The organism is Actinokineospora sp. HUAS TT18 (genome assembly GCF_051364635.1).
GTDB lineage: Bacteria > Actinomycetota > Actinomycetes > Mycobacteriales > Pseudonocardiaceae > Actinokineospora.
Genome location: NZ_CP195645.1, coordinates 4155146 through 4174163, shown reverse-complemented (window position 1 = coordinate 4174163; position 19018 = coordinate 4155146). Strand labels below are relative to the sequence as shown.

Sequence of the window (19018 nt, the reverse complement as noted above, 5' to 3'; positions counted from 1 at the left end):
TTGCCCACCGTGGACGCACGTACCGGTTTCCCCGTCGTCGGGATGGTGGGCGGCGGGCAGTTGGCCCGCATGACCCATCAGGCGGCTGTCGCGCTCGGCCAGTCGCTGCACGTGTTGGCGGTCTCCGCCGACGAACCGGCGCCGCTGGTGTCGCCGAACGTGTCCCTCGGACACCACACCGACCTCGACGCGCTGCGGAAGTTCGCCGCCGACTGCGACGTGCTGACCTTCGACCACGAGCACGTGCCGACCGAGCACCTGCGGGCGCTGCTCGCCGAGGGCGTCGAGGTGCGGCCCGGGCCGGACGCGCTGGTGCACGCCCAGGACAAGCTGGTGATGCGGCGCAAGCTCGCCGAGCTGGGGCTGCCCATCCCGGACTTCGCCGAGGTCACCTCGGTCGCCGACCTGCACGAGTTCGGCCAGTGGCCGTGTGTGCTGAAGGCCGCGCGCGGCGGCTACGACGGTCGCGGAGTGTGGATCCTGGACTCGCCCGAGGACGCGGTGATCGTCGACGAGCTGCTGGCCGCCGGGACGCCGCTGCTGGTGGAGCAGAAGGTGCCGCTGCGCCGGGAGCTGGCCGCGCTGGTCGCGCGGTCGCCGTTCGGCCAGGGCGCGTGCTGGCCGCTGGTGGAGACCGTGCAGGTCGACGGCATCTGCGTCGAGGTGCTGGCGCCCGCGCCGGAGGTGTCCGCCGAACTGGCCGAGCAGGCGCAGGACCTGGCGCTGCGGGTCGCTTCCGAGTTGGGTGTCGTCGGGGTGCTCGCGGTCGAGCTGTTCCAGACCGACGACGGCATCGTCGTCAACGAACTCGCCATGCGCCCGCACAACTCGGGCCACTGGACCATCGAGGGTGCCCGGACCTCCCAGTTCGAGCAGCACCTGCGCGCCGTCCTCGACTACCCGCTCGGCGCGACCGACGCGCTGGCCCCCGCGGTGGTGATGGCCAACGTGCTCGGCGCGCCCGAGGCTCCCGCCATGGGCGCCGACGAGCGCCTGCACCACCTGTTCGCCCGCTACCGCGACGCCCACGTGCACTACTACGGCAAGCAGGAGCGGCCCGGCCGCAAGATCGGCCACGTCACCCTGCTCGGCGACGACATGACCGACGTCCGCACCCGCGCGAAGCTCGCCGCGCACTGGCTGTCGCACGGCGAATGGCTCGACGGGTACGAGATCCACTAGGAGTAACTGTGTCCAACCCCCTTGTCGGCGTGATCATGGGCAGCGACTCGGACTGGCCGGTCATGCGCCTTGCCGCCGAGGCCCTCGCCGAGTTCGACGTGCCCCACGAGGTGAGCGTCGTCTCCGCCCACCGCACCCCCCAGCGCATGCTCGACTACGCCCGCGACGCCGCGGGCCGCGGCCTGAAGGCGATCATCGCCGGCGCGGGCGGCGCCGCGCACCTGCCGGGCATGGTCGCCTCGGCCACCGTCCTGCCGGTGATCGGCGTGCCGGTCCCGCTGAAGTACCTCGACGGCATGGACTCGCTGCTGTCGATCGTCCAGATGCCCGCCGGTATCCCCGTCGCGACGGTCTCGGTCGGGGGCGCCCGCAACGCGGGCCTGCTGGCGGTCCGCATCCTGGCCGCGTCCGACGAGTCGCTGCGGGCGCGGATATTGGAGTTCCAGGCTGACTTGGAGAAACTGGTCCTGGAGAAGGACGCCGCGCTGCGCGCCTCCCTCTGACGGCGAGTCGGCTAATCTGCCGTCATTCGAAGCTCTGACCTGGGGGAAGTACATGGACGGCAAGGACGCAGGGAGCCCGGCGAGAAGCCTGGGCGGCGATCCGGCGGCGATGATCGCCGAGGCGCGCAAGGCGCTGTGGACGATGGTCGCGTTCCTCGCGGTGATCTGGGTGGCGCAGATCGCCAACGCGCTCAGCGGCTACGACCTGAGCATGGAGTACGGCATCGAGGCGTGGAACCCCGGCTCGCTGCCGGAGATCTTCACCGCGCCGCTGCTACACGGGAGCTGGGGGCACATCGAGGGCAACTCGGGCCCCCTGTTCATCTTCGGATTCCTCGCGGCCTACCGGGGCGTCAAGAAGTTCCTGTGGGTCTCGTTGCTGATAGCGGTCACCAGCGGGCTCGGTGTGTGGTTCCTGTCGGACACCGCGGCGGTCACCGTGGGCGCCAGCGGGATGGTCTTCGGGTACCTGGGCTACATCCTGGTCCGCGGTGTCTTCGACCGGCATCTGATCGACATCGTGATCGGCCTGGTGATGGCGCTGTGCTTCGCCTACCAGTTCGCCGCGCTGCTGCCGACCGAAGCCGGGATCAGCTGGCAGGGCCACATGTTCGGCTTCGTCGGCGGAGTGGTGGGCGGTTGGGTCTTCCGGGAGCGGCGTCCCAAGAGCGAACCGGACAGCACCGTTCAGCTGCCGTCCGCGACCAGCTAGGCGACCCGTTGGTGACCCGGGACCCGGGTCACCAACGGGGTCCGGTCAGGCGTTCATCTCGTAGGCGCCGGACAGCCCTTCGACCTGGCCCCACACATGGTCGAAGCGGGCCTGGTCGACGACCGGCTTGCGCACCGCGCCCAGGGCCCACTGCTGCTGCGCCAGGGTCGACGACGGCTTGCTGTGCAGGGCGATCGCGTGGCCGGAGAAGTCCCGGATGAGCGCGTCGAAGACCTGGTCGAGCACGAGCGGGTCGACACCGGTCAGCTCGGCCTGCTCCAGGATCAGCTGCCCGTAAACGATCAGGGTGAACAGCTCGCCCAGGGTCAGCAGGTAGTTCAGGTCCTTCTGCTGGTCTTCCGACGGCGGGGCGGTCAGCAGCAGCTCGGCGAAGGCCTCGGCCTGCTGGGCGAACACCTCGACGTTGGGCACGTGCACGAACGTGCGGTACGCCTCGCGCCAGTCGTGGAAGCGGACCTTGCCCAGGCCGCGGGCGGGGCCCTGGTTGAACAGGAACACGTCGTCGGCGGCGTCGTGGCGCGTCGGCACCGGCGGGTACTCGACCGGGGCGAACAGGTACTGCGGCATGAACTTGAGGATCAGCGCCAGGTTGACCGCGACGGTGCCTTCGAGCTTCGGCAGGCCGCGGATGTCGGTGGCCGCGATCGTCAGGTAGGTGTCGGCCTCGAAGCTCTTGGCGGAGGTGACCTCGCTGAGCAGGCCCACGATGCGCTCGGCCTCGGTGGTCGCCTGCATCTTGGTGACCGGGTTGAACAGCAGGTAGCGGCGGTCGTCCGGCCCGGCGGAGCGGAAGTAGTCGACGGCGCGGTCGCAGAACAGCTTGGAGGCGACCAGGCGCGCGTAGGCGTCGACCAGGTAGGACCGCACGTGCGGGAAGTCGGTCACGCGGTTGCCGTAGAGGATGCGGTTGTGGGCGTGCGTGATGGCCTCGTAGAGGGCGTGCTCGGCGATGCCGATGCCGCCGAAGCACAGGTTGAACTTGCCCACGTTGACCGTGTTGAGCGCCGCGTCGAAGGCGGCGGGGCCGGTGTGCAGGATGTCGTCGGCGGTGACCGGGTAGTCGTCGAGGTGGAACTCGGAGACGTAGATCGCCGACGGGACGACGTTCTTGACCAGGTGGTAGTTCGGGTGGGCGCTGTCGGCGGTGAAGAAGACGTAGCCCTCCGGGCCGTCGATCCCCTCGACGCGGCCGAACACGGACACGACGCCCGCGACGTTGCCGTTGCCGATGTAGTACTTGCCGCCGTTGGCCCGGTAGCCACCGTCGCCGTCGGGCGTGAGCACCATGTCGGTGGAGTAGATGTCGGCGCCGTGGGCCTTCTCGGACAGTCCGAACGCGCACACCCCGCCGTCGGCGAGCACCTGGGCGGCGCGGGCGCGGGCGGCCGGGTTCGCGCTCTGCCACACCGGGCCGAGGCCGAGGATGGTGACCTGCCACGGGTACCAGTAGCTCAGGCCGTAGAAGCCGAGGATCTCCGACAGCGCGGCGACGCGGGCGGTGTCCCAGCGCTTGTTCTCGTCGCCCGCCGCGTCCGCCGCCGGGGTGAGCAGGGTCGCGAAGAGGTTCTCCTTGGCGGCGAACTCCAGGAAGTCGGCGTGGAACTCCTTGGCGTGGTACTTGCTGACCAGTGCCCGCTTGCCGCGATCCTCGAACCAGTCGATGGTCGCGCGCAGCAGCCTGCGGGTCTCCAGGTCGAAGTGCTGCGGGTCGTACGTCGCGGGGTTGAACAGCAGACTTGTCATGAGGGTCAAGCTACCGGTCGGTAACTTTGTTGGGAAGTGGTGCGTCAGGACACAAGGACATCCAAGTAAACGCGTACTAACATCGTTGGCGAACGTGGTGGCTACCGGGAGGTAACAGTGGACGCGGGCTTCGGTCTCTACCAGCTCGGCGACGAGCACAACGCGCTGCGCGAGGCCGTGCGCGACCTGGCGGAGAAGGAGATCGCCCCGCACGCCGCCGACGTGGACGAAAACGAGCGCTACCCGATCGAGGCGCAGCGCGCGCTGGTCAAGGCCGGTTTCGCCGCGCCGCACATCGCCGAGGCCTACGACGGCCAGGGCGCGGACTCGGTCGCGACGAACATCGTCATCGAGGAGGTCGCCCGGGTGTGCGCGTCCTCGTCGCTGATCCCCGCGGTCAACAAGCTCGGCACGATGAACCTGATCCTGGGCGGCTCGGAGGAGCTGAAGAAGCAGGTCCTGCCGTCCATCGCCGCCGGTGAGATGGCCTCCTACGCCCTCTCCGAGCGCGAGGCGGGCTCCGACACCGCGTCGATGCGCACCCGCGCCCTGCTCGACGGCGACCACTGGGTCCTCAACGGCACGAAGTGCTGGATCACCAACGCGGGCGAGTCCAGTTGGTACACGGTGATGGCGGTGTCCGACCCTTCGGCCGCGAAGCCCGCCGACGGCATCTCGGCGTTCATGGTCCACAAGGACGACCCGGGCTTCGTGGTCGGCTCGAAGGAGCGCAAGCTCGGCATCAAGGGCTCCCCGACCCGCGAGATCCACTTCGAGAACTGCACCATCCCCGCCGACCGCATCATCGGCGAGCCCGGCCAGGGCCTGCGCCTGGCGTTCAAGACGCTGGACCACACGCGCCACTCCATCGGCGCCCAGGCCCTCGGCATCGCCCAGGGCGCACTGGACGCGACGGTGGCCTACGTCCGCGACCGCAAGCAGTTCGGCAAGGCCATCGCCGAGTTCCAGGGCGTCCAGTTCATGATCGCCGACATGGCCATGCGCATCGAGGCGTCCCGCCACCTGGTGTACGCCGCCGCCGCCAAGGTCGAACGCGGCGAACCGGACGCGTCCTTCGCCTCCAGCGCCGCCAAGACCTTCGCCTCGGACACCGCGATGTCGGTCACCACGGACGCCGTCCAGCTGTTCGGCGGCGCAGGCTACACCCGCGACTTCCCCGTGGAACGCATGATGCGCGACGCGAAGATCACCCAGATCTATGAGGGCACCAACCAGATCCAGCGCATGGTGATGGCGCGGCAGATCCTCAAGGGCTGATCCAGGGTTCTCATTCGGGCGGCTCGGTCTTCGGACCGGGCCGCCCGAGTCGTTTCCGGAAACCTCCTGTCCTTTAGGACCGGACCTGACCGCAACGGGTCATATCGTCTCTCTTACAGGCAATCGAGAGGGAGAGATCATGACCAGCACCGAGATCGTCGTGACGGGTGAGCGGGCCGACCTGCTGCAGCTGCTGGCCAAGCACCGGGGGCTGTTCCGGTTCACCGCCCAGGGGGTCACCGACGAGCAGGCGCGCCTGCGGACGACGGTCAGCGAGCTGACGCTGGGCGGGCTGATCAAGCACGTCGCCACCGTCGAGCAGAGCTGGGTGCGGTTCATCCAGCACGGCCCGGACGCGATGGCGAGCGGCGCGGAGGACTGGGCGGACCAGCACCGGCTGGTCGAGGGGGAGACGCTGGAGGGGCAGCTCGCCCGCTACGAGGAGATCGCCAGGGAGACCGACGAGCTCCTGGCCACGATCGAGGACCTCGACGCGAGCCAGCCGCTGCCCGCGGCGCCGTGGTTCGAGCCGGGCGCTCGGTGGTCGGCACGGCGGGTGTTCGTGCACATCATCGCCGAGACCGCGCAGCACGCGGGGCACGCGGACATCATCCGCGAGGCGTTGGACGGGCAGAAGAGCATGGGCTGACGGGCGGTACGCCGGGCCCGGTGCGGGCCCGGCGGGGTGGACGGGCGCCGCCTGGTGGGCAAGACTCGGGTGGTGGCCCTTGTCGCGTGTTCTCTGTGTGAGGCGATTTGTGGACTGGAGGTCACCACTGACTCCGGCCGTGTCGTCGCCATTCACGGTGACCCCCACGACCCGCTATCCCGTGGCCACCTCTGCCCCAAAGCCCTTGCCCTGCAAGACATCCACGAAGGCGACCGCCTCCGCACCCCCATCCGCCGCACGTCAAACGGCTGGGTCGGGATCTCCTGGGACGAAGCCTTCGACTTGACCGTCGACCGCCTCACCGCGATCCGCAAGCAACACGGCCCGGACGCGGTCGGCGTCTACCAAGGCAACCCGACCGTGCACAGCCTCGGCGCCCTCACCCACGGCACCGCCTTCCTCAACCTCCTCGACACCCGCAACCGCTTCTCCGCCACCTCCGTCGACCAGCTGCCGCACCAGCTCACCGCCGCGCTCATGTTCGGGCACCAGTTCCGCCTCCCCGTGCCCGACATCGACCGCACCGACCACTTCCTCGTCATCGGCGCCAACCCGTTGGTGTCGAACGGAAGCATGATGACCGTCCCCGACTTCGCCAACCGCCGCAAGGAACTCCGTCAACGCGGCGGTCGCATGGTCGTCATCGACCCGCGCCGGACCGAGACCGCAAAGTCCGCCGACGAGCACCACTTCATCCGGCCAGGCACCGACGCCGCCCTCCTGTTGGCGATGATCGGCGTCATCCTCGAACAGACACCCGGATACGACGACATGAGACCCCTCGCCGTCCCCGTCGACTGGGCCGAGAAGATCACAAAGGTGACCGGTATCCGCCGTCTGGCAACAGAATTCGCCAGCGCGGGCCGAGCCGTCTGCTACGGCCGCACCGGCGTCTCCACCCAGCGGCACGGGCTCGTCTGCCAGTGGGCGATCCAGGTCCTCAACATCATCACCGGCAACTTCGACCGACCCGGCGGCGCACTGTTCGCCAAGCCCGCCGTCGACCTGGTCCGCATCACCGGCCACGGCGCCAGGAACAGGTGGCGCAGCACCCGAGGACTGCCGGAGTTCGCGGGCGAGCTCCCGGTGTCCACGCTCACCGAACAAGGCATCCGCGCGATGGTGGTGTCAGCGGGCAATCCAGCGCTGTCTACACCGGACGGTCCGAGCGTCGAGAAGTTCCTGAAGACACTGGACTTCTTCGTCGCCATAGACCCGAGGATCAACGAGACCACCCGGCACGCCGATCTCATCCTGCCCCCGACGACCGCCCTCGAACGCGACCACTACGACCTGATCTTCCACGCCCTGGCCGTCCGCAACACAGCCCGCTTCTCGCCCGCGGTCTTCCCCAAGCCCGCGGAAGCCCGCCACGACTGGGAAATCTTCCGGGACCTCGGCCTGCGCTACGGCAGGCACTTCCACCGGCTCAAAGCCCAACGCCTCCGGTTGAGCCCGAAACTGATCGTGGACGCCCTGCTCAGGCTCGGCCCCTATCGCCTCTCCCTGCGCAAACTGCGACAGCACCCGCACGGCATCGATCTCGGCCCGCTCACCCCGAGCGGCCCGCACCAGATCGACCTGACCCCGCCGCTGATCGTCGAGGCAGCCAAAGCGGTCAAGGACATCCCTGTGCCACAAGGGCTGCTGCTCATCGGTCGCAGGCATCTGCGCGCGAACAACTCGTGGATGAACGACATAGCGCGGCTCACCAAAGGCAAGCCGCGCCACCACCTGCTCATGCACCCGGCCGACTGCGCCGAGCGCGGAATCACCGACGGCGACACGGTTCGAATCCGTTCCGCCGTCGGGGAAATCGAGGTCCCGGTGATCGTGACCGACGACATCATGCCCGGCGTGGTCAGCCTCCCGCACGGCTACGCTCAGGCAAACGCCAACGCGCTGACCGACCCGAGCGACGTCGACGCCAGTGGCAATGCCGTGCTGAACGGCGTCAGCGTGACAGTCGCTTCGAGAAGAGGGTGACCAGCGGCTGGTAGAACGAGCCGAGCAGCCTAGGCAGGACATCGATCACGTAGGCGTCCGCGCCGATCAGGATGCGGGCGCGGTCGCGCTTCACGCCGTTGAGGATGGTGCGGGCCGCGCTCTCCGGGCTGGTCATGGCGACCTGGTCGAGGGACTTCGCGAAGGCCGACGCCTGGGTCGGGTCCGAGGTGCGGGCGTTGCGGGCGATGTTGGTCTTGATGCCGCCCGGGTGCACGCACGACACCCCGACCTTGGTGCCCTCGATCCGCATCTCCTGCCGCAGCGCCTCGGTGAAGCCGCGCACGGCGAACTTGGCCGCGTTGTACGCGCTCTGGGTCGGCACGCCGATCAGGCCGAACACGCTGGAGACGTTGACCAGGTGGCCCTGGCTCGCGATCAGGTGCGGGAGGAACGCGCGTGAGCCGTGTGCCACGCCCCAGAAGTCGATGTCCATGATCCACTGGAGGTCTTCGTCGGTCATCTCGCGGACGGTGCCGCGCAGCGCGACGCCCGCGTTGTTGATCACCAGGTCGACCCGGCCGAAGTCGGCGGCGACCTCCGCGGCGTGCGCGTAGACCGCGTCGCGGTTGGCGACGTCGAGTTCGTAGGTGCGCACCGCGTCGCCCGCGAGGGCCGCGGTCTCCGCCAGGCCCGCCTTGTCGATGTCCGACGCGGCGACCTTGGCGCCCTCGGCGACGAGTGTGCGGACCAGCGCCCGGCCGATCCCTGACCCTGCCCCGGTGACGACGGCGACCTTGCCCGCGAACGATTCCACGCTGCCTCCTCGAAGGTGTTACCCCGAGTAACTTACTTCAAGTAAGTTAGCTGGGCAAGGGCCTCGTCGACCGATCCCGCCGGGTCGGTGATGGGGAACTGGACGAACCGGACTGTCCGCGTCGGGTCGACCAGCAGCGTGACCCGCTTGAGTCGGTCCACCCCGGCCGCGCGGAACGTCGGCAGCCGCAGCCCCGCGGCGAAGGCCAGATCCTCGTCGGAGAGCAGGTCGAACGGCAGGTCCGCGTGGTCGGCGAACGCGCGCAGCTGGTCCGGCCGCTGGGTGCTGATGCCGCGCACCACCACGTCCCGATCGACGAACGACGCGTGTCGGTCGCGGTAGGTCATCGACTCCAGCGTGCAGCCCGCCGCGCCGGGGATGTCGGACCACTCGGGCGGGAACGGGTTGCTGTTCGGGGCGAACGCGCCGGGGAAGCAGTAGAGGACCGCCCAGCGGTCGGCCGGGTCGACGAGTTCGCCGCGTCCGGACCGAAGTGCGAGCGCGGGCACGCGGTGGCCGACCAGCCCGTGCACGCGCCGGGCCTCGGCGGACGTCGGAGTTGTGGTCGCGGTGAGCGAGCCGTCGCCCGCGACGAACCGCGTCCCCCAGTCCTGTAGTGCGATGAGGACCGGCAGCAGCCCGCGGCCAGCGTCGGTGAGCTTGTACTCGTAGCGCGGCGGGTGGTCGTGGTAGCGGTGTTTGGCCACGACGCCGTGCTCTACCAGCGCTTTCAGCCGCTCGGTGAGGGTCTTGCGGCTGACGTCCAGCTCCCGCTGCAGCGCGTCGAACCGGGTGATCCCGCCCGCGATGTCACGCACGACCAGCAGCGTCCACCAGTCGCCGACGACGCCGAGGGCCTGCGCGATCGCGCACTCGGCGTCGGTCAGATCGCTGTGCTTCATGGCCCTCGCTTACGTCGTTGACCTCACCCACTATAGTGAGTTCCGATTGGGAACTCACTGAGCGAACGTTGGGGGCGGCGATGTTCTGGCGGTACTGGGCGGCGGGCGCGATCAGCCAGGTCGGCACGGCGGTGACGGCGGTGGCGCTGCCGCTGGTGGCGGTCACCGTGCTGGGCGCGTCGGCGTTCGAGGTCGGGCTGGTCGCGGCGGCGTCCTACGCGGCGTGGATCGTCATCGGGCTGCCCGCCGGGGTGATCGTCCGGCGGCTCCCGTTGCGCGGCACCCAGGTCGCCATGGACCTGGCGCGGGCGGCGGCCATCGGCTCGATCCCGCTCGCGTGGTGGCTGGGTGGGCTGACGCTCGCCCACCTGGTCGTCGCGGCGCTGGTGGTCAGCTTCGCCAACGTGGTGTTCGACGTCGGCAACGCGACGTTCCTGCCGTCGATCGTGGCCAAGGACGAACTGACCTCGCGCAACAGCCTCATCTCCGCGACCCACTCGACCACCACCATGGGCGGCCCGGGTGTCGGCGGCCTGCTGGTGCAGTTCCTGGGCGCCGTGCCGACGCTGCTGGTCGACGCGGTCAGCTTCCTCGTCTCCGCGGCCCTGCTGCGCAAGCTGCCCGAGGGACGCGCGCCCAAGGCCGAAGCCCAACCGCCGATACTGACCCAGATCCGCGACGGACTCCGGTTCGTCCTGCGGCACCCGGTGATGCGGCCGTGCGTCGCGGGCGCGACCTCGATCAACTTCGTCAACGGCGCGCTGATGGCGCTCGTGCCGGTGTTCCTGGTGCGCGATCTCGGCGCCGCGCCCGCCGTCGTCGGACTGCTGGTCGCCTTCGACGGCGTCGGCGCGCTGATCGGCGCGACGCTGGCGACCCGGCTCGTCAACGCGATGGGCAGCGCCCGCGCGATCATGGCCGCGTCCGTGGTCGGCGCGGTGCTCGGGCTCCTGCAACCCGCGGGCGCCGGGATCTGGGGAATGGCGCTGTTCGCGTTGGGGCACGGCGGTTTCAGTGCGGGCGTGGTCGTGTTCAGCATCGCCACCCGCACGCACCGGCAGGTCGCGAGCCCGCCGGAACTGCTGTCCCGGGTGATGGCGACGGTCCGCTTCGTCTCCTGGGGCGCCATCCCGATCGGCGCGCTCGCCGCGGGCACGGTGTCGACCCTGACCGACACCCGCACGACGCTGTGGGCGTTCTGCGCCCTGGCTTTCCTCGCGCCGGTCGCGCTGTGGTTCAGCGAGGTCCGGCGGATCCGCGACCTGGTCGACGAACCGGTGGCCGTCTAGAGCAGGTCGAGCGTGGTCCGCTCGCTGGTGCGGTGGGCGTCGAGTCGGCTCGGGTTGCTGACCTGGACGACCGAGCCGCCCACCGCCAGCGGGCCGACCAGCGCGGCGAGCACACCGTCCGGCACCGTCCACTCGCGAGTCGACAGCACCCGGGCGCCTGCCGGGTAGCCGAGCGCCTTGGCCGCCGCGACCACCTCGTCCACAGTGGACCCCGCGAGCGCCGGGGTCGACCCGTCGACCGGCTCGCCGAAGAAGTCGTCGCCGAACATCCTGGCCTCGCCGACGAAGTCGACCAGGGCGCCGGTCGAGCCGCCGAGGTCGCGGCCCATCGGGTCGAGCGACACCGACGCGACCGTGCCGTCGCCGGACTCGCCGGGCGCGGCGAAGGTCACCACCGGGTCGTCGTCGGTGATGTGGGCGCCGCACCACCACGCGCCGAGCAGGATGCCCGCGGTCTGCCAGTGCGCGGGCAGCCGCACGGCGACCGGGGTGCCCGGCTCCACGTCGTGCTCCTCGACCAGCCAGTTCGCCGTCTTCGCCGCCCAGTTGGCCACCGTCGCCACCGACAGCTCGACGCGCGTGCCCGCGGCGTCGTCGTAGTGGGTGATCAGCGGGCGCGCCGACGCCGAACGCAGCGGGCGCAGCAGGATCTCGGTGAGACTCACGAAAGGCTCCGGGTCAGTAGACGCAAGGGGTGGCGGCGGGGGCGTTGAAGTTGAGCAGCCGCTTGCCGGTGAAGCCGTCCCCGGTCACCGCGGGCGGCGGCGGGGCGGGCGGCGGGTTGGCCGTGGCCAGGCCGCCGATGTAGGCGCGGACGGCGGCGAGGTCGACGGTGATGATGCTCTGCCCCCGGTCGTTGCGCGCGCCGACGCCGGTCACCGGGATCGTCACGAACTCGATCGCGCCCGACGCAAGCGCTTGCGCCTGGTTGACCAGGTCGAGGAAGTGCAGGCCGGGGTCCATGACGACCGTCTTGGCGACGGCGTTCTCCAGCTTGTTCAGCTTGGTCGGATCGGCCAGGGTGCCGCCGCTGAGGACCTTGTTCATCGCCGACGACAAGAACGTCTGCTGCCGGACGATCCGGTCGAGGTCGCCGCGCGGCAGGCCCTTGCGCTGGCGGACGAAGGCGACCGCGTCGCCGCCGCGCACGGTCTGCGGGCCGCCGCGGAAGTTCGCGCCGGAGTCCGGGTCACTGGTGGAGCGGTTGAGGCACACGTCGACGCCGTCGATGGCCTCGGTGAGCAGGTAGAACCCGTAGAGCGTGACCTCGACGTAGTGGTCGACGCGGACCCCGGTGAGGCCCTGCACGGTCTGTACCAGCGCCGTGCGGCCCGCGTTGTCGGACTCGCGCTCGATCTTCTCCCGGTCGTTCTCGCCCCTGTCGACCATCGACTGCGCGGTCGTGGCCTTGATGACCCCGTACGCGCCGTTGATCTTCTCCTCGCGGTGGTTCGGCACCTGGACGTAGGTGTCGCGGGGGATCGAGATGGCGAAGCTCTTGCCGCCGTTGCGGGGAAGGCGCAGCAGGATGAGGGTGTCGGTGTTGATCGTGTCGGTGGCCTCGGTGCGCAGTTCGCGCAGCACGCGGGCCGACAGCGGACGGCCCTGCAGGTCGGTGCGGGTGTCGTTGCCGACGACCAGGATGTCGTTGGCGCCGTCGTCGGCCGACGGCGCGTCCGGCGCGTTGCCCGCGGCGCTGATGGCGTCGGTGGTGTTGACGCTCTCCTGGAGCTGGTCGACCTGGAACCAGACCGCCCCCATCCCGGTCAGCGCGGCCACCGACACCAGCGCGACCATCACGCGGCCGACCACCAGCGCGCCCCTGCCTGCCCGGCCCGTCACTTTGCGTCCCCCCGTATGGCTAGCTCCACGCCTGGTCACAGGCTAGACGGACACGGACTGTAATAGGGGTCAGTTCACGCAGTTGACCCCGCCCGCCTCGATCTTCGGCGGCGGCGTCGCACGGGTCGAGGTGGTCGGGGTCGTGGTGGTGGGCTTGGTCGGCGCCGGGGGTTCCAAGCGCAGCAGGTGGTCGCCGGTCAGCGAGTCGCCGACCTGGTAGCTGGTGCCGAGGACGATCCGGACGCGGCCCGCGGGCAGGGTCCGGTCCTCCTCGAACACGAACGGGCCCGCCAGCGAGGACGCCACCTGCTTGGCCGTGGCCAGCTCGCCCTTCGCGTAGCGGATGACGGAGCTGGTCTGCACGGCGGCGTCGGCGGTCTGGCCGCGGCCGAAGCCCAGGCCCGCCAGCTCGTTGAGCACCTCACCGGCGAGGCCGACGGTGTTGGAGCCGTTGCGCACGTCCACGGTGATCCCGTTGGCGCGTGTCGCCGTGGTGGCCTCGGGGAAGAGCTCGCTCGACGTCGGGGTGGTGGTGGTCGGCCTCGTTGTGGAGGACGGCTTGCCTGACGTCGGCGGGGTGTAGACGGCGCCGGTGTAGCGGGCGACGAACTCGTGCACCTTCTCCGGGTCGACCTTGAGCACGTCCGCGCCGCCGATCTTGGCGTCGCCCTCGGTGGGGATGGTGCGGAACTCGATGTTGCCGCCGCTGAGACCCTGCATCTGGGCGGCGAACTGCGAGAGGTTCCAGTTCTTCGACAGCACGACCGACCGCTGCACCGCGCCGATCAGCTCCCGCGCCTTCGACGGGTTGGTGAGCATGTCGGCCGACAGCACCTTGTCGGCGAGGGCGGCGAGAAACACCTGCTGGCGCACGATCCGGTCGAGGTCGCCGTTGGGCAGGTCGTAGCGCTGCCGGACGAACGACAGCGCCTCCTTGCCGGAGATGGTCTGGCGGCCCGCGGCGAAGTTGGCGCCCGACTTGGGCTCGCTGACCGGGGCGTTCAGGCACACCTCGACGCCGCCGATGGCCTTGGTGACCTCGTAGAAGCTGGCCAGGTTGACCTCGGCGTACCGCTCGATCTTCACCGCGTTGCCGACCAGCCGCTCGATCGTGGCGATCAGGTTCTTGCGGCCGATGACGGTGGCCTTCTCGTCGAGTTCCCGCAGATCGGTGACGCCCTGGGCGGCCAGCGTCTTGCGCGCGTCGGTGTAGGCGTAGACGAAGGCCGAGTTGAGCTTGTGCTTGCCGAACCCCTCACCGATGTCGACCCAGGAGTCGCGCGGGAAGGAGAACGCCGTCGCGCGGGTGCCGTCGACCGGGATGTGCACCAGGATCATGGTGTCGGTGTTGCGCTCGCCGTCGACCTTGCCGCCGTTGAGCATCTGCAGGACTTCCTTGGGCAGCGGGTTGCCGAACGCGTCGGTGCGGCTGTCCATGCCGACCAGCAGCATGTCGATCGCCCCGTCGAGCGGCACCCGCTGCGCACCGACATCCTCGGCGATGACGTCGGTGGTCACGGTGTTGCTGTCGACGTCGCCGACGGTCCACCAGCCGTAGCCCGTACCCGCCAGTACAGCCGCGGACACGGTGAACGCAACGGTCCGCACTGCCTGCGTGCCGATCCACCGCGCACGCTCGCCCACGAGCGCTCCTCCCCGTACCGACCCGTCCCACCCACCAGATTACCCAGGTCGGGTGGGTAAGGGTTTCGGCACCGGCAGCGATTACCCGCTCGAGTGGGCGACACGGCCCACGCCCATGAAAGACTCGGTCAGCGGTGCCGAGAGGAATGGTGGAGCGATATGCGGTTGCTGGTCACGGGCGGAGCCGGGTTCATCGGGTCGCACTACGTGCGACAGGCACTGTCCGGCGCGTACCCGTCACTCGCCGACGCCGAAGTCGTCGTCCTCGACAAGCTGACGTACGCGGGCAACCGGGAGAATCTCGCCCCGGTCGCCGACAGTCCCCGCCTGCATTTCGTCGAGGGCGACATCTGCGATGCGGAGACGGTCGTGGCCGCGATGGCCGGGACCGACCTGGTGGTCCACTTCGCCGCCGAGTCGCACGTGGACCGGTCCATCGCCGGGTCGTCGGAGTTCGTCCGCACCAACGTGCTGGGCACCCAGACCCTGCTGCAGGCCGCGCTGGAGGCCCAGGTCGGCAAGTTCGTGCATGTGTCTACCGACGAGGTGTACGGCTCGATCGAGTCCGGCTCGTGGCCCGAGACCCACCCGCTGGAGCCGAACTCCCCGTACTCGGCGTCGAAGGCGTCGTCGGACCTGTTGGCCCGGTCGTACTTCCGCACCCATGGGCTGCCGGTGTGCGTCACCCGGTGTTCCAACAACTACGGGCCGTACCAGTTCCCGGAGAAGGTCATCCCGCTGTTCACCACCAACCTGATGGACGGCACGAAGGTCCCGCTCTACGGCGACGGCCTGAACGTCCGCGACTGGCTGCACGTCGACGACCACTGCCACGGCATCCAACTCGTCGCGGACGGCGGCCGCCCCGGCGAGATCTACAACATCGGCGGCGGCACCGAACTGACGAACCGCGAGCTGACCACCCTGCTCCTGGAGGCCACCGGCACCGACGAGACGTTCGTCCAGCCGGTGATCGACCGCAAGGCCCACGACCGCCGCTACTCGGTCGACATCACCAAGATCAGTACGGAGCTCGGCTACGAGCCCCGGGTCCCGTTCGCCAAGGGCCTGGCCGACACGGTCAAGTGGTACGCCGACAACCGTGCCTGGTGGGAGCCACTGAAGGCCCGATCGGCGTGATCGACCTCCTCGTACCCGGCGGCACCGGGCAACTCGGCCACGAACTGGCAGCCCTCACCAGCGACGAGGTGTCAGTTCGAGCCGTCGGTTCGGCCGACCTCGACCTGACCCAGGCAGGCTCGATCATCGAGGCGGTCACCGTGCTGTCCGATCGGGCCAAAGCCTCCGGCCGACGCCCGATCGTCATCAACGCCGCCGCGTACACCGCGGTGGACAAGGCGGAGGCGGAAACCGCCCGAGCTTTCGCGGTCAACGCCGACGGACCACGGGTCCTCGCCGCGGCATGTTCGTCCCGAGGCGTTCCGCTGGTGCACGTGTCGACGGACTATGTGTTCGACGGGACCGCGGATCGTCCGTACGAAGTGGACAGCCCGACGCGGCCGCAGTCGGTCTATGGAATCACCAAGCTGGCGGGCGAAGAGGCCGTCCTGGCTTCCGGCGCCCGCGCCTGGGTAGTGCGGACCGCTTGGGTCTACAGCGCTTTCGGGCAGAACTTCGTCAAGACGATGGCACGGTTGGAACAGACCCGGGAAACGTTGTCGGTCGTTGACGACCAGGTAGGAGCGCCCACTTGGGCCGCCGACCTGGCCAAGGGTTTGATCGAACTAGCCACCAAGATCGCTGACGGCCACCCGCCTGCGACGAAGATCCTCCACGCCACCGGCGCAGGATCAACGACATGGTGTGGCTTCGCCCGAGCGATTTTCGAGGAACTGGGTGCAGACCCAACCCGAGTACACCCGTTCACAACAGCGGACTACCCAACTCCCGCAAAGCGTCCCGCGTACTCGGTGTTGTCGGGAACGGCATGGCAAGCGGCGGGCCTAACCCCGCTGCCAGACTGGCGAAAGTCCCTGACAAGCGCCTTCAAACACCACCCAACAGACTTCCGCCCAGAACCAAAAGCGTAGCCGTAGCTCAAGGACGGCAACCAAGTCCGCACGGACCAGCCGCCCACCCCATGCCTGCTAGCGCAGCCCGCCTATGAGCTGGGTCGAGCAGGGCAGCGAGGACGAGGGTGCAGGGAAGTGCAGGGGACTTCGGCTCCCATGGAAGGCATCTGCATCGTAGTTCTCTGAGTCTGCTTATGTGGGCGTGTGGTTTGCCAGCCAGGTCAGGACGTCTGGGGCGGAAGCGTCCAGAACGCCGCCATGGTCGGCGTCGGGGTAGAGGTTGTAGTCGACGTTCGATCCGTGTTCGCGGGATGAGGTGACCATCTTTTCGGTCTCGGTGGGCAGTACCACCGGGTCATCGGCGCCTTGGACAACCAGCACCGGTCCGTCAGCCCGTTGTCGCCCGATCTCGTTGGTGGTGAACCATTCCCGTAATTGCTGAGTCGCCGCCGGGCTGCTTGGTGCGAACTCTGAGCCAGGCAACGCCGCCGCCTCGAACCGTGCGGCCAGATCGTCGAAACACAAGGTCCGCACCGCCGGCAGCAGGGCTTGTGCCCGCGTTCCAAGGTAGTCGCCGTAGTTCAGCTCCGGATGCTGAGTCTTCAACCCCACCAACATCATCGAGTAGAACGTCTGCTCCAGCGGATGCAACTCCACCGGCTCGTCCGGCAGATTCCCCGACATGTTCGGTGCGGGCGCGTACACCACCGCACCCTCGAACCGAAGCCCCGCACCATATTCATCAGCGATCTCCGCGGTGGCCATCGCCGCCTGTCCGCCCTGCGAATGGCCTGCCGCCAGCCATACCCGCGATAACCCCGGCGTCACCCGCCGCGCAGCCCGAACCGAGTCGATGACCGCCCGGGCCTCTGACTCCGCGACTAAGTACGGATGCGTCCCGGGGCTCCCCAACCCGGGATAATCCGTCGCGGCCACCGCATAACCAGCCCGCAGGAACCGGTTGAGCGTCTTGTCGTAGTACGCACCGGCGCCAGGAACAGCCGAAGGTGCACAATCATCACCGATGCCGGTTGTCCCGTGGCCCCACGCGATCACCGGCCATCCGCCGGCGGGTGGCTTGCCAGGCGGTGTCAGCGTCAGTCCTGTGACGACGATCGGCACCCCCTGTGGACTGCTCGACAAGTACCTGATCCGGTGCGCCGTGGTCCCCGGCGGATACAGCGACGTGGTCGACACCTGCGACGCCGAGAGCAGGACTCCTGCCCAAGGTGTGCCGCGCGGAGCGGCGAGCGCGGTCGGCCCCGGTATCGCGGCGAGCGCGACGGCCACAACGGCCGCCAGTACCCAGCGCCTCATGATTCCCCCATGCTGTCCGATACGAACGTATTGCCGTACCCTCACTATGCCATACACTCGTATCGGAGGCCACCATGAACGGACGCGAAGCCGTAGTCCGGGCGCTCGTGGCGCTCGTCGCCGAGCGGGGGATGGAGGCGGTGAGTGTGCGGCAGGTCGCGGAGGCCGCCGGGGTGTCCGCGGGGCTCGTCCAGCACTACTTCCGCACGAAGCAGGCCATGCTCCTGGCCGCGATGGACTCGGTCGCGGGTCAGGTCGAGGCCCGCGTCCGGAGTGCGCAGGCCGATCGGGAGCCCGCCGACGCGCTCCGGGAGATCGCGCGCCAACTCGTCCCCCTCGACGACGAACGCGCCACCGAAGGGCGGGTCAGTCTCGCCTTCGTCGCCCATGCCATCGCCGATCCCGAACTGGCCGCGGTCTACCGGGAGACCTGGCAGCGGCTCGAAGACCTGCTCGCCCAGTTGATCGCCGCCGCCCGGGGGCGGGAGACGCAGACCGAGGACCGGGTCGCGGCGGGGCTGCTGCTGGCGGTACTCGACGGCCTGGCCGTCGGTGGTGTCGCCGAGACCGGCAGGCTCGATCGGCAGCGGATCTCGGCGTTGCTCGACCGCCAGTTGGACGTCGTGCTCGGGCCGGTCAGGCGTGGTGGTCGGCCAGCCGGGTCAGCAGGCGGTTGAGCTGCTGCCGCTCGGCGGCCGACAGCGGGGCGAGTAGGTCGTCCTGGGCCTCGCCGATGGCGCGGTCCAGGGTCTTCAGCTGCTTGGTGCCCGCCTTCGTGAGCTGGACGATGTTGCGCCTGCGGTCGGCCGGGTCCGGGGCACGGTCGACCCAGCCGCGTTCCAGCAGGTCCGTCATCGCCCCCGCCACGTCGCTGCGGTCCAGGCCGCAGCGACGGCCCAGGTCGGCCTGGCTCGCCGGGCCGAACTCGTCCAGCGCCGCCAGCATCGAGTAGTGGTACCGCCGCGTTCCCGTGCCCTCCAGTCGCTCGGTGACGACGTTGCGGGCGGTGACCGAGTTCTGGTTGATCAGCCAGCTCGTCAGCGAGCGCAGTCGGGCCGGGGCTGAGCGGGTGTCCATGCGGTTCACCGTAGCGCCTCCGCTCGCGGGCGGATACGTTGGCA

Annotated in this window: 18 protein-coding genes; 10 read left to right on the top strand and 8 right to left on the bottom strand. The window is 69.4% G+C overall.

All coding sequences use genetic code 11. The annotated features are described in order from the left end of the window. Window positions 1–9: 9 nt before the first annotated feature. Genes ACSHT8_RS18665 through ACSHT8_RS18655 form a run of 3 tightly spaced genes read left to right on the top strand, consistent with a single transcriptional unit; the run spans window position 10 to window position 2397 of the window. Entirely contained in the window at window positions 10–1182 is a 1173-nt protein-coding gene (locus tag ACSHT8_RS18665; RefSeq protein ID WP_436492128.1) for a 5-(carboxyamino)imidazole ribonucleotide synthase, read from the top strand. After that, window positions 1155–1685, top strand: coding sequence for a 5-(carboxyamino)imidazole ribonucleotide mutase (gene purE / locus ACSHT8_RS18660; protein ID WP_436492127.1), 531 nt, complete (start codon window positions 1155–1157; stop codon window positions 1683–1685). Before ACSHT8_RS18665 ends, purE begins: the two co-directional genes overlap by 28 nt. Before the next feature lie 52 nt (window positions 1686–1737). Next, window positions 1738–2397 (top strand): rhomboid family intramembrane serine protease, encoded by a 660-nt coding sequence (locus ACSHT8_RS18655; protein WP_436492126.1) that lies wholly within the window; start codon window positions 1738–1740, stop codon window positions 2395–2397. A gap of 45 nt (window positions 2398–2442) precedes the next feature. Here the strand turns inward: ACSHT8_RS18655 and ACSHT8_RS18650 are convergent, their stop codons facing one another. Next, window positions 2443–4161, bottom strand: a complete 1719-nt coding sequence (locus tag ACSHT8_RS18650; RefSeq protein ID WP_436492125.1) for an acyl-CoA dehydrogenase — start codon at window positions 4159–4161, stop codon at window positions 2443–2445. 117 nt (window positions 4162–4278) lie between these two features. Between ACSHT8_RS18650 and ACSHT8_RS18645 the strand changes: the two genes are divergently transcribed. The 3 genes from ACSHT8_RS18645 (at window position 4279) to ACSHT8_RS18635 (ending at window position 8095) form a co-directional block, all read left to right on the top strand. Beyond that, window positions 4279–5439, top strand: a complete 1161-nt coding sequence (locus ACSHT8_RS18645) for an acyl-CoA dehydrogenase family protein (RefSeq protein ID WP_436492124.1) — start codon at window positions 4279–4281, stop codon at window positions 5437–5439. 139 nt (window positions 5440–5578) lie between these two features. Beyond that, a complete protein-coding gene (locus tag ACSHT8_RS18640; protein WP_436492123.1) occupies window positions 5579–6088 on the top strand; it encodes a DinB family protein in 510 nt (169 codons plus the stop codon). Window positions 6089–6124: 36 nt separating this feature from the next. After that, window positions 6125–8095: a molybdopterin-dependent oxidoreductase gene (locus ACSHT8_RS18635; RefSeq protein WP_436492121.1), complete on the top strand. Its 1971-nt coding sequence runs from the start codon at window positions 6125–6127 to the stop codon at window positions 8093–8095. Here ACSHT8_RS18635 and ACSHT8_RS18630 read toward each other — a convergent pair. Further along, a complete protein-coding gene (locus ACSHT8_RS18630) occupies window positions 8064–8870 on the bottom strand; it encodes an SDR family NAD(P)-dependent oxidoreductase (RefSeq protein WP_436492120.1) in 807 nt (268 codons plus the stop codon). The genes ACSHT8_RS18635 and ACSHT8_RS18630 overlap by 32 nt on opposite strands. A gap of 32 nt (window positions 8871–8902) precedes the next feature. Beyond that, a complete protein-coding gene (locus ACSHT8_RS18625; protein ID WP_436492119.1) occupies window positions 8903–9772 on the bottom strand; it encodes a winged helix-turn-helix transcriptional regulator in 870 nt (289 codons plus the stop codon). An 80-nt stretch (window positions 9773–9852) separates the two neighbouring features. On the opposite strand from ACSHT8_RS18625, the gene ACSHT8_RS18620 reads away from it, so the two are divergent. Then, window positions 9853–11061: an MFS transporter gene (locus ACSHT8_RS18620; protein ID WP_436492118.1), complete on the top strand. Its 1209-nt coding sequence runs from the start codon at window positions 9853–9855 to the stop codon at window positions 11059–11061. Here ACSHT8_RS18620 and ACSHT8_RS18615 read toward each other — a convergent pair. The 3 genes from ACSHT8_RS18615 to ACSHT8_RS18605 form a co-directional block, all read right to left on the bottom strand. Beyond that, on the bottom strand, window positions 11058–11726 hold the full coding sequence (locus ACSHT8_RS18615; protein WP_436492117.1) for a TIGR03089 family protein: 669 nt from the start codon (window positions 11724–11726) through the stop codon (window positions 11058–11060). The two genes, ACSHT8_RS18620 and ACSHT8_RS18615, sit on opposite strands and share 4 nt — an antisense overlap. Window positions 11727–11739: 13 nt before the next feature. Next, window positions 11740–12903: an LCP family protein gene (locus tag ACSHT8_RS18610; protein ID WP_436492116.1), complete on the bottom strand. Its 1164-nt coding sequence runs from the start codon at window positions 12901–12903 to the stop codon at window positions 11740–11742. Window positions 12904–12972: 69 nt separating this feature from the next. Beyond that, window positions 12973–14547 carry an LCP family protein gene (locus ACSHT8_RS18605; protein WP_436492114.1) on the bottom strand — a complete coding sequence of 525 codons (1575 nt, stop codon included), beginning with the start codon at window positions 14545–14547 and terminating at the stop codon, window positions 12973–12975. 159 nt (window positions 14548–14706) lie between these two features. Here ACSHT8_RS18605 and rfbB point away from each other — a divergent pair, with 159 nt between their 5' ends. Together rfbB and rfbD are read left to right on the top strand one after the other, a co-directional pair. Next, on the top strand, window positions 14707–15687 hold the full coding sequence (gene rfbB / locus ACSHT8_RS18600) for a dTDP-glucose 4,6-dehydratase (protein WP_436492113.1): 981 nt from the start codon (window positions 14707–14709) through the stop codon (window positions 15685–15687). After that, on the top strand, window positions 15684–16598 hold the full coding sequence (rfbD, locus tag ACSHT8_RS18595) for a dTDP-4-dehydrorhamnose reductase (RefSeq protein WP_436492112.1): 915 nt from the start codon (window positions 15684–15686) through the stop codon (window positions 16596–16598). Before rfbB ends, rfbD begins: the two co-directional genes overlap by 4 nt. A gap of 174 nt (window positions 16599–16772) precedes the next feature. Here the strand turns inward: rfbD and ACSHT8_RS18590 are convergent, their stop codons facing one another. Next, complete coding sequence (locus tag ACSHT8_RS18590; protein WP_436492111.1) at window positions 16773–17702, bottom strand: alpha/beta hydrolase family protein; 930 nt, start codon at window positions 17700–17702, stop codon at window positions 16773–16775. Window positions 17703–17971: 269 nt separating this feature from the next. Between ACSHT8_RS18590 and ACSHT8_RS18585 the strand changes: the two genes are divergently transcribed. Next, window positions 17972–18574, top strand: a complete 603-nt coding sequence (locus tag ACSHT8_RS18585) for a TetR/AcrR family transcriptional regulator (protein ID WP_436492110.1) — start codon at window positions 17972–17974, stop codon at window positions 18572–18574. Here the strand turns inward: ACSHT8_RS18585 and ACSHT8_RS18580 are convergent. After that, a complete protein-coding gene (locus tag ACSHT8_RS18580) occupies window positions 18534–18974 on the bottom strand; it encodes a MarR family winged helix-turn-helix transcriptional regulator (protein WP_436492109.1) in 441 nt (146 codons plus the stop codon). The two genes, ACSHT8_RS18585 and ACSHT8_RS18580, sit on opposite strands and share 41 nt — an antisense overlap. Between the last annotated feature and the right edge of the window lie 44 nt (window positions 18975–19018).

Excerpts from the sequence above, each read along its gene's own strand:
- purE (WP_436492127.1), top strand. The coding sequence starts at position 1,155 with ATGGCTCGACGGGTACGAGATCCACTAGGAGTAACTGTGTCCAACCCC.
- ACSHT8_RS18655 (WP_436492126.1), top strand. The coding sequence starts at position 1,738 with ATGGACGGCAAGGACGCAGGGAGCCCGGCGAGAAGCCTGGGCGGCGAT.
- ACSHT8_RS18650 (WP_436492125.1), bottom strand. The coding sequence starts at position 4,161 with ATGACAAGTCTGCTGTTCAACCCCGCGACGTACGACCCGCAGCACTTC.
- ACSHT8_RS18640 (WP_436492123.1), top strand. The coding sequence starts at position 5,579 with ATGACCAGCACCGAGATCGTCGTGACGGGTGAGCGGGCCGACCTGCTG.
- ACSHT8_RS18625 (WP_436492119.1), bottom strand. The coding sequence starts at position 9,772 with ATGAAGCACAGCGATCTGACCGACGCCGAGTGCGCGATCGCGCAGGCC.
- ACSHT8_RS18620 (WP_436492118.1), top strand. The coding sequence starts at position 9,853 with ATGTTCTGGCGGTACTGGGCGGCGGGCGCGATCAGCCAGGTCGGCACG.
- rfbB (WP_436492113.1), top strand. The coding sequence starts at position 14,707 with ATGCGGTTGCTGGTCACGGGCGGAGCCGGGTTCATCGGGTCGCACTAC.
- ACSHT8_RS18585 (WP_436492110.1), top strand. The coding sequence starts at position 17,972 with ATGAACGGACGCGAAGCCGTAGTCCGGGCGCTCGTGGCGCTCGTCGCC.
- ACSHT8_RS18580 (WP_436492109.1), bottom strand. The coding sequence starts at position 18,974 with ATGGACACCCGCTCAGCCCCGGCCCGACTGCGCTCGCTGACGAGCTGG.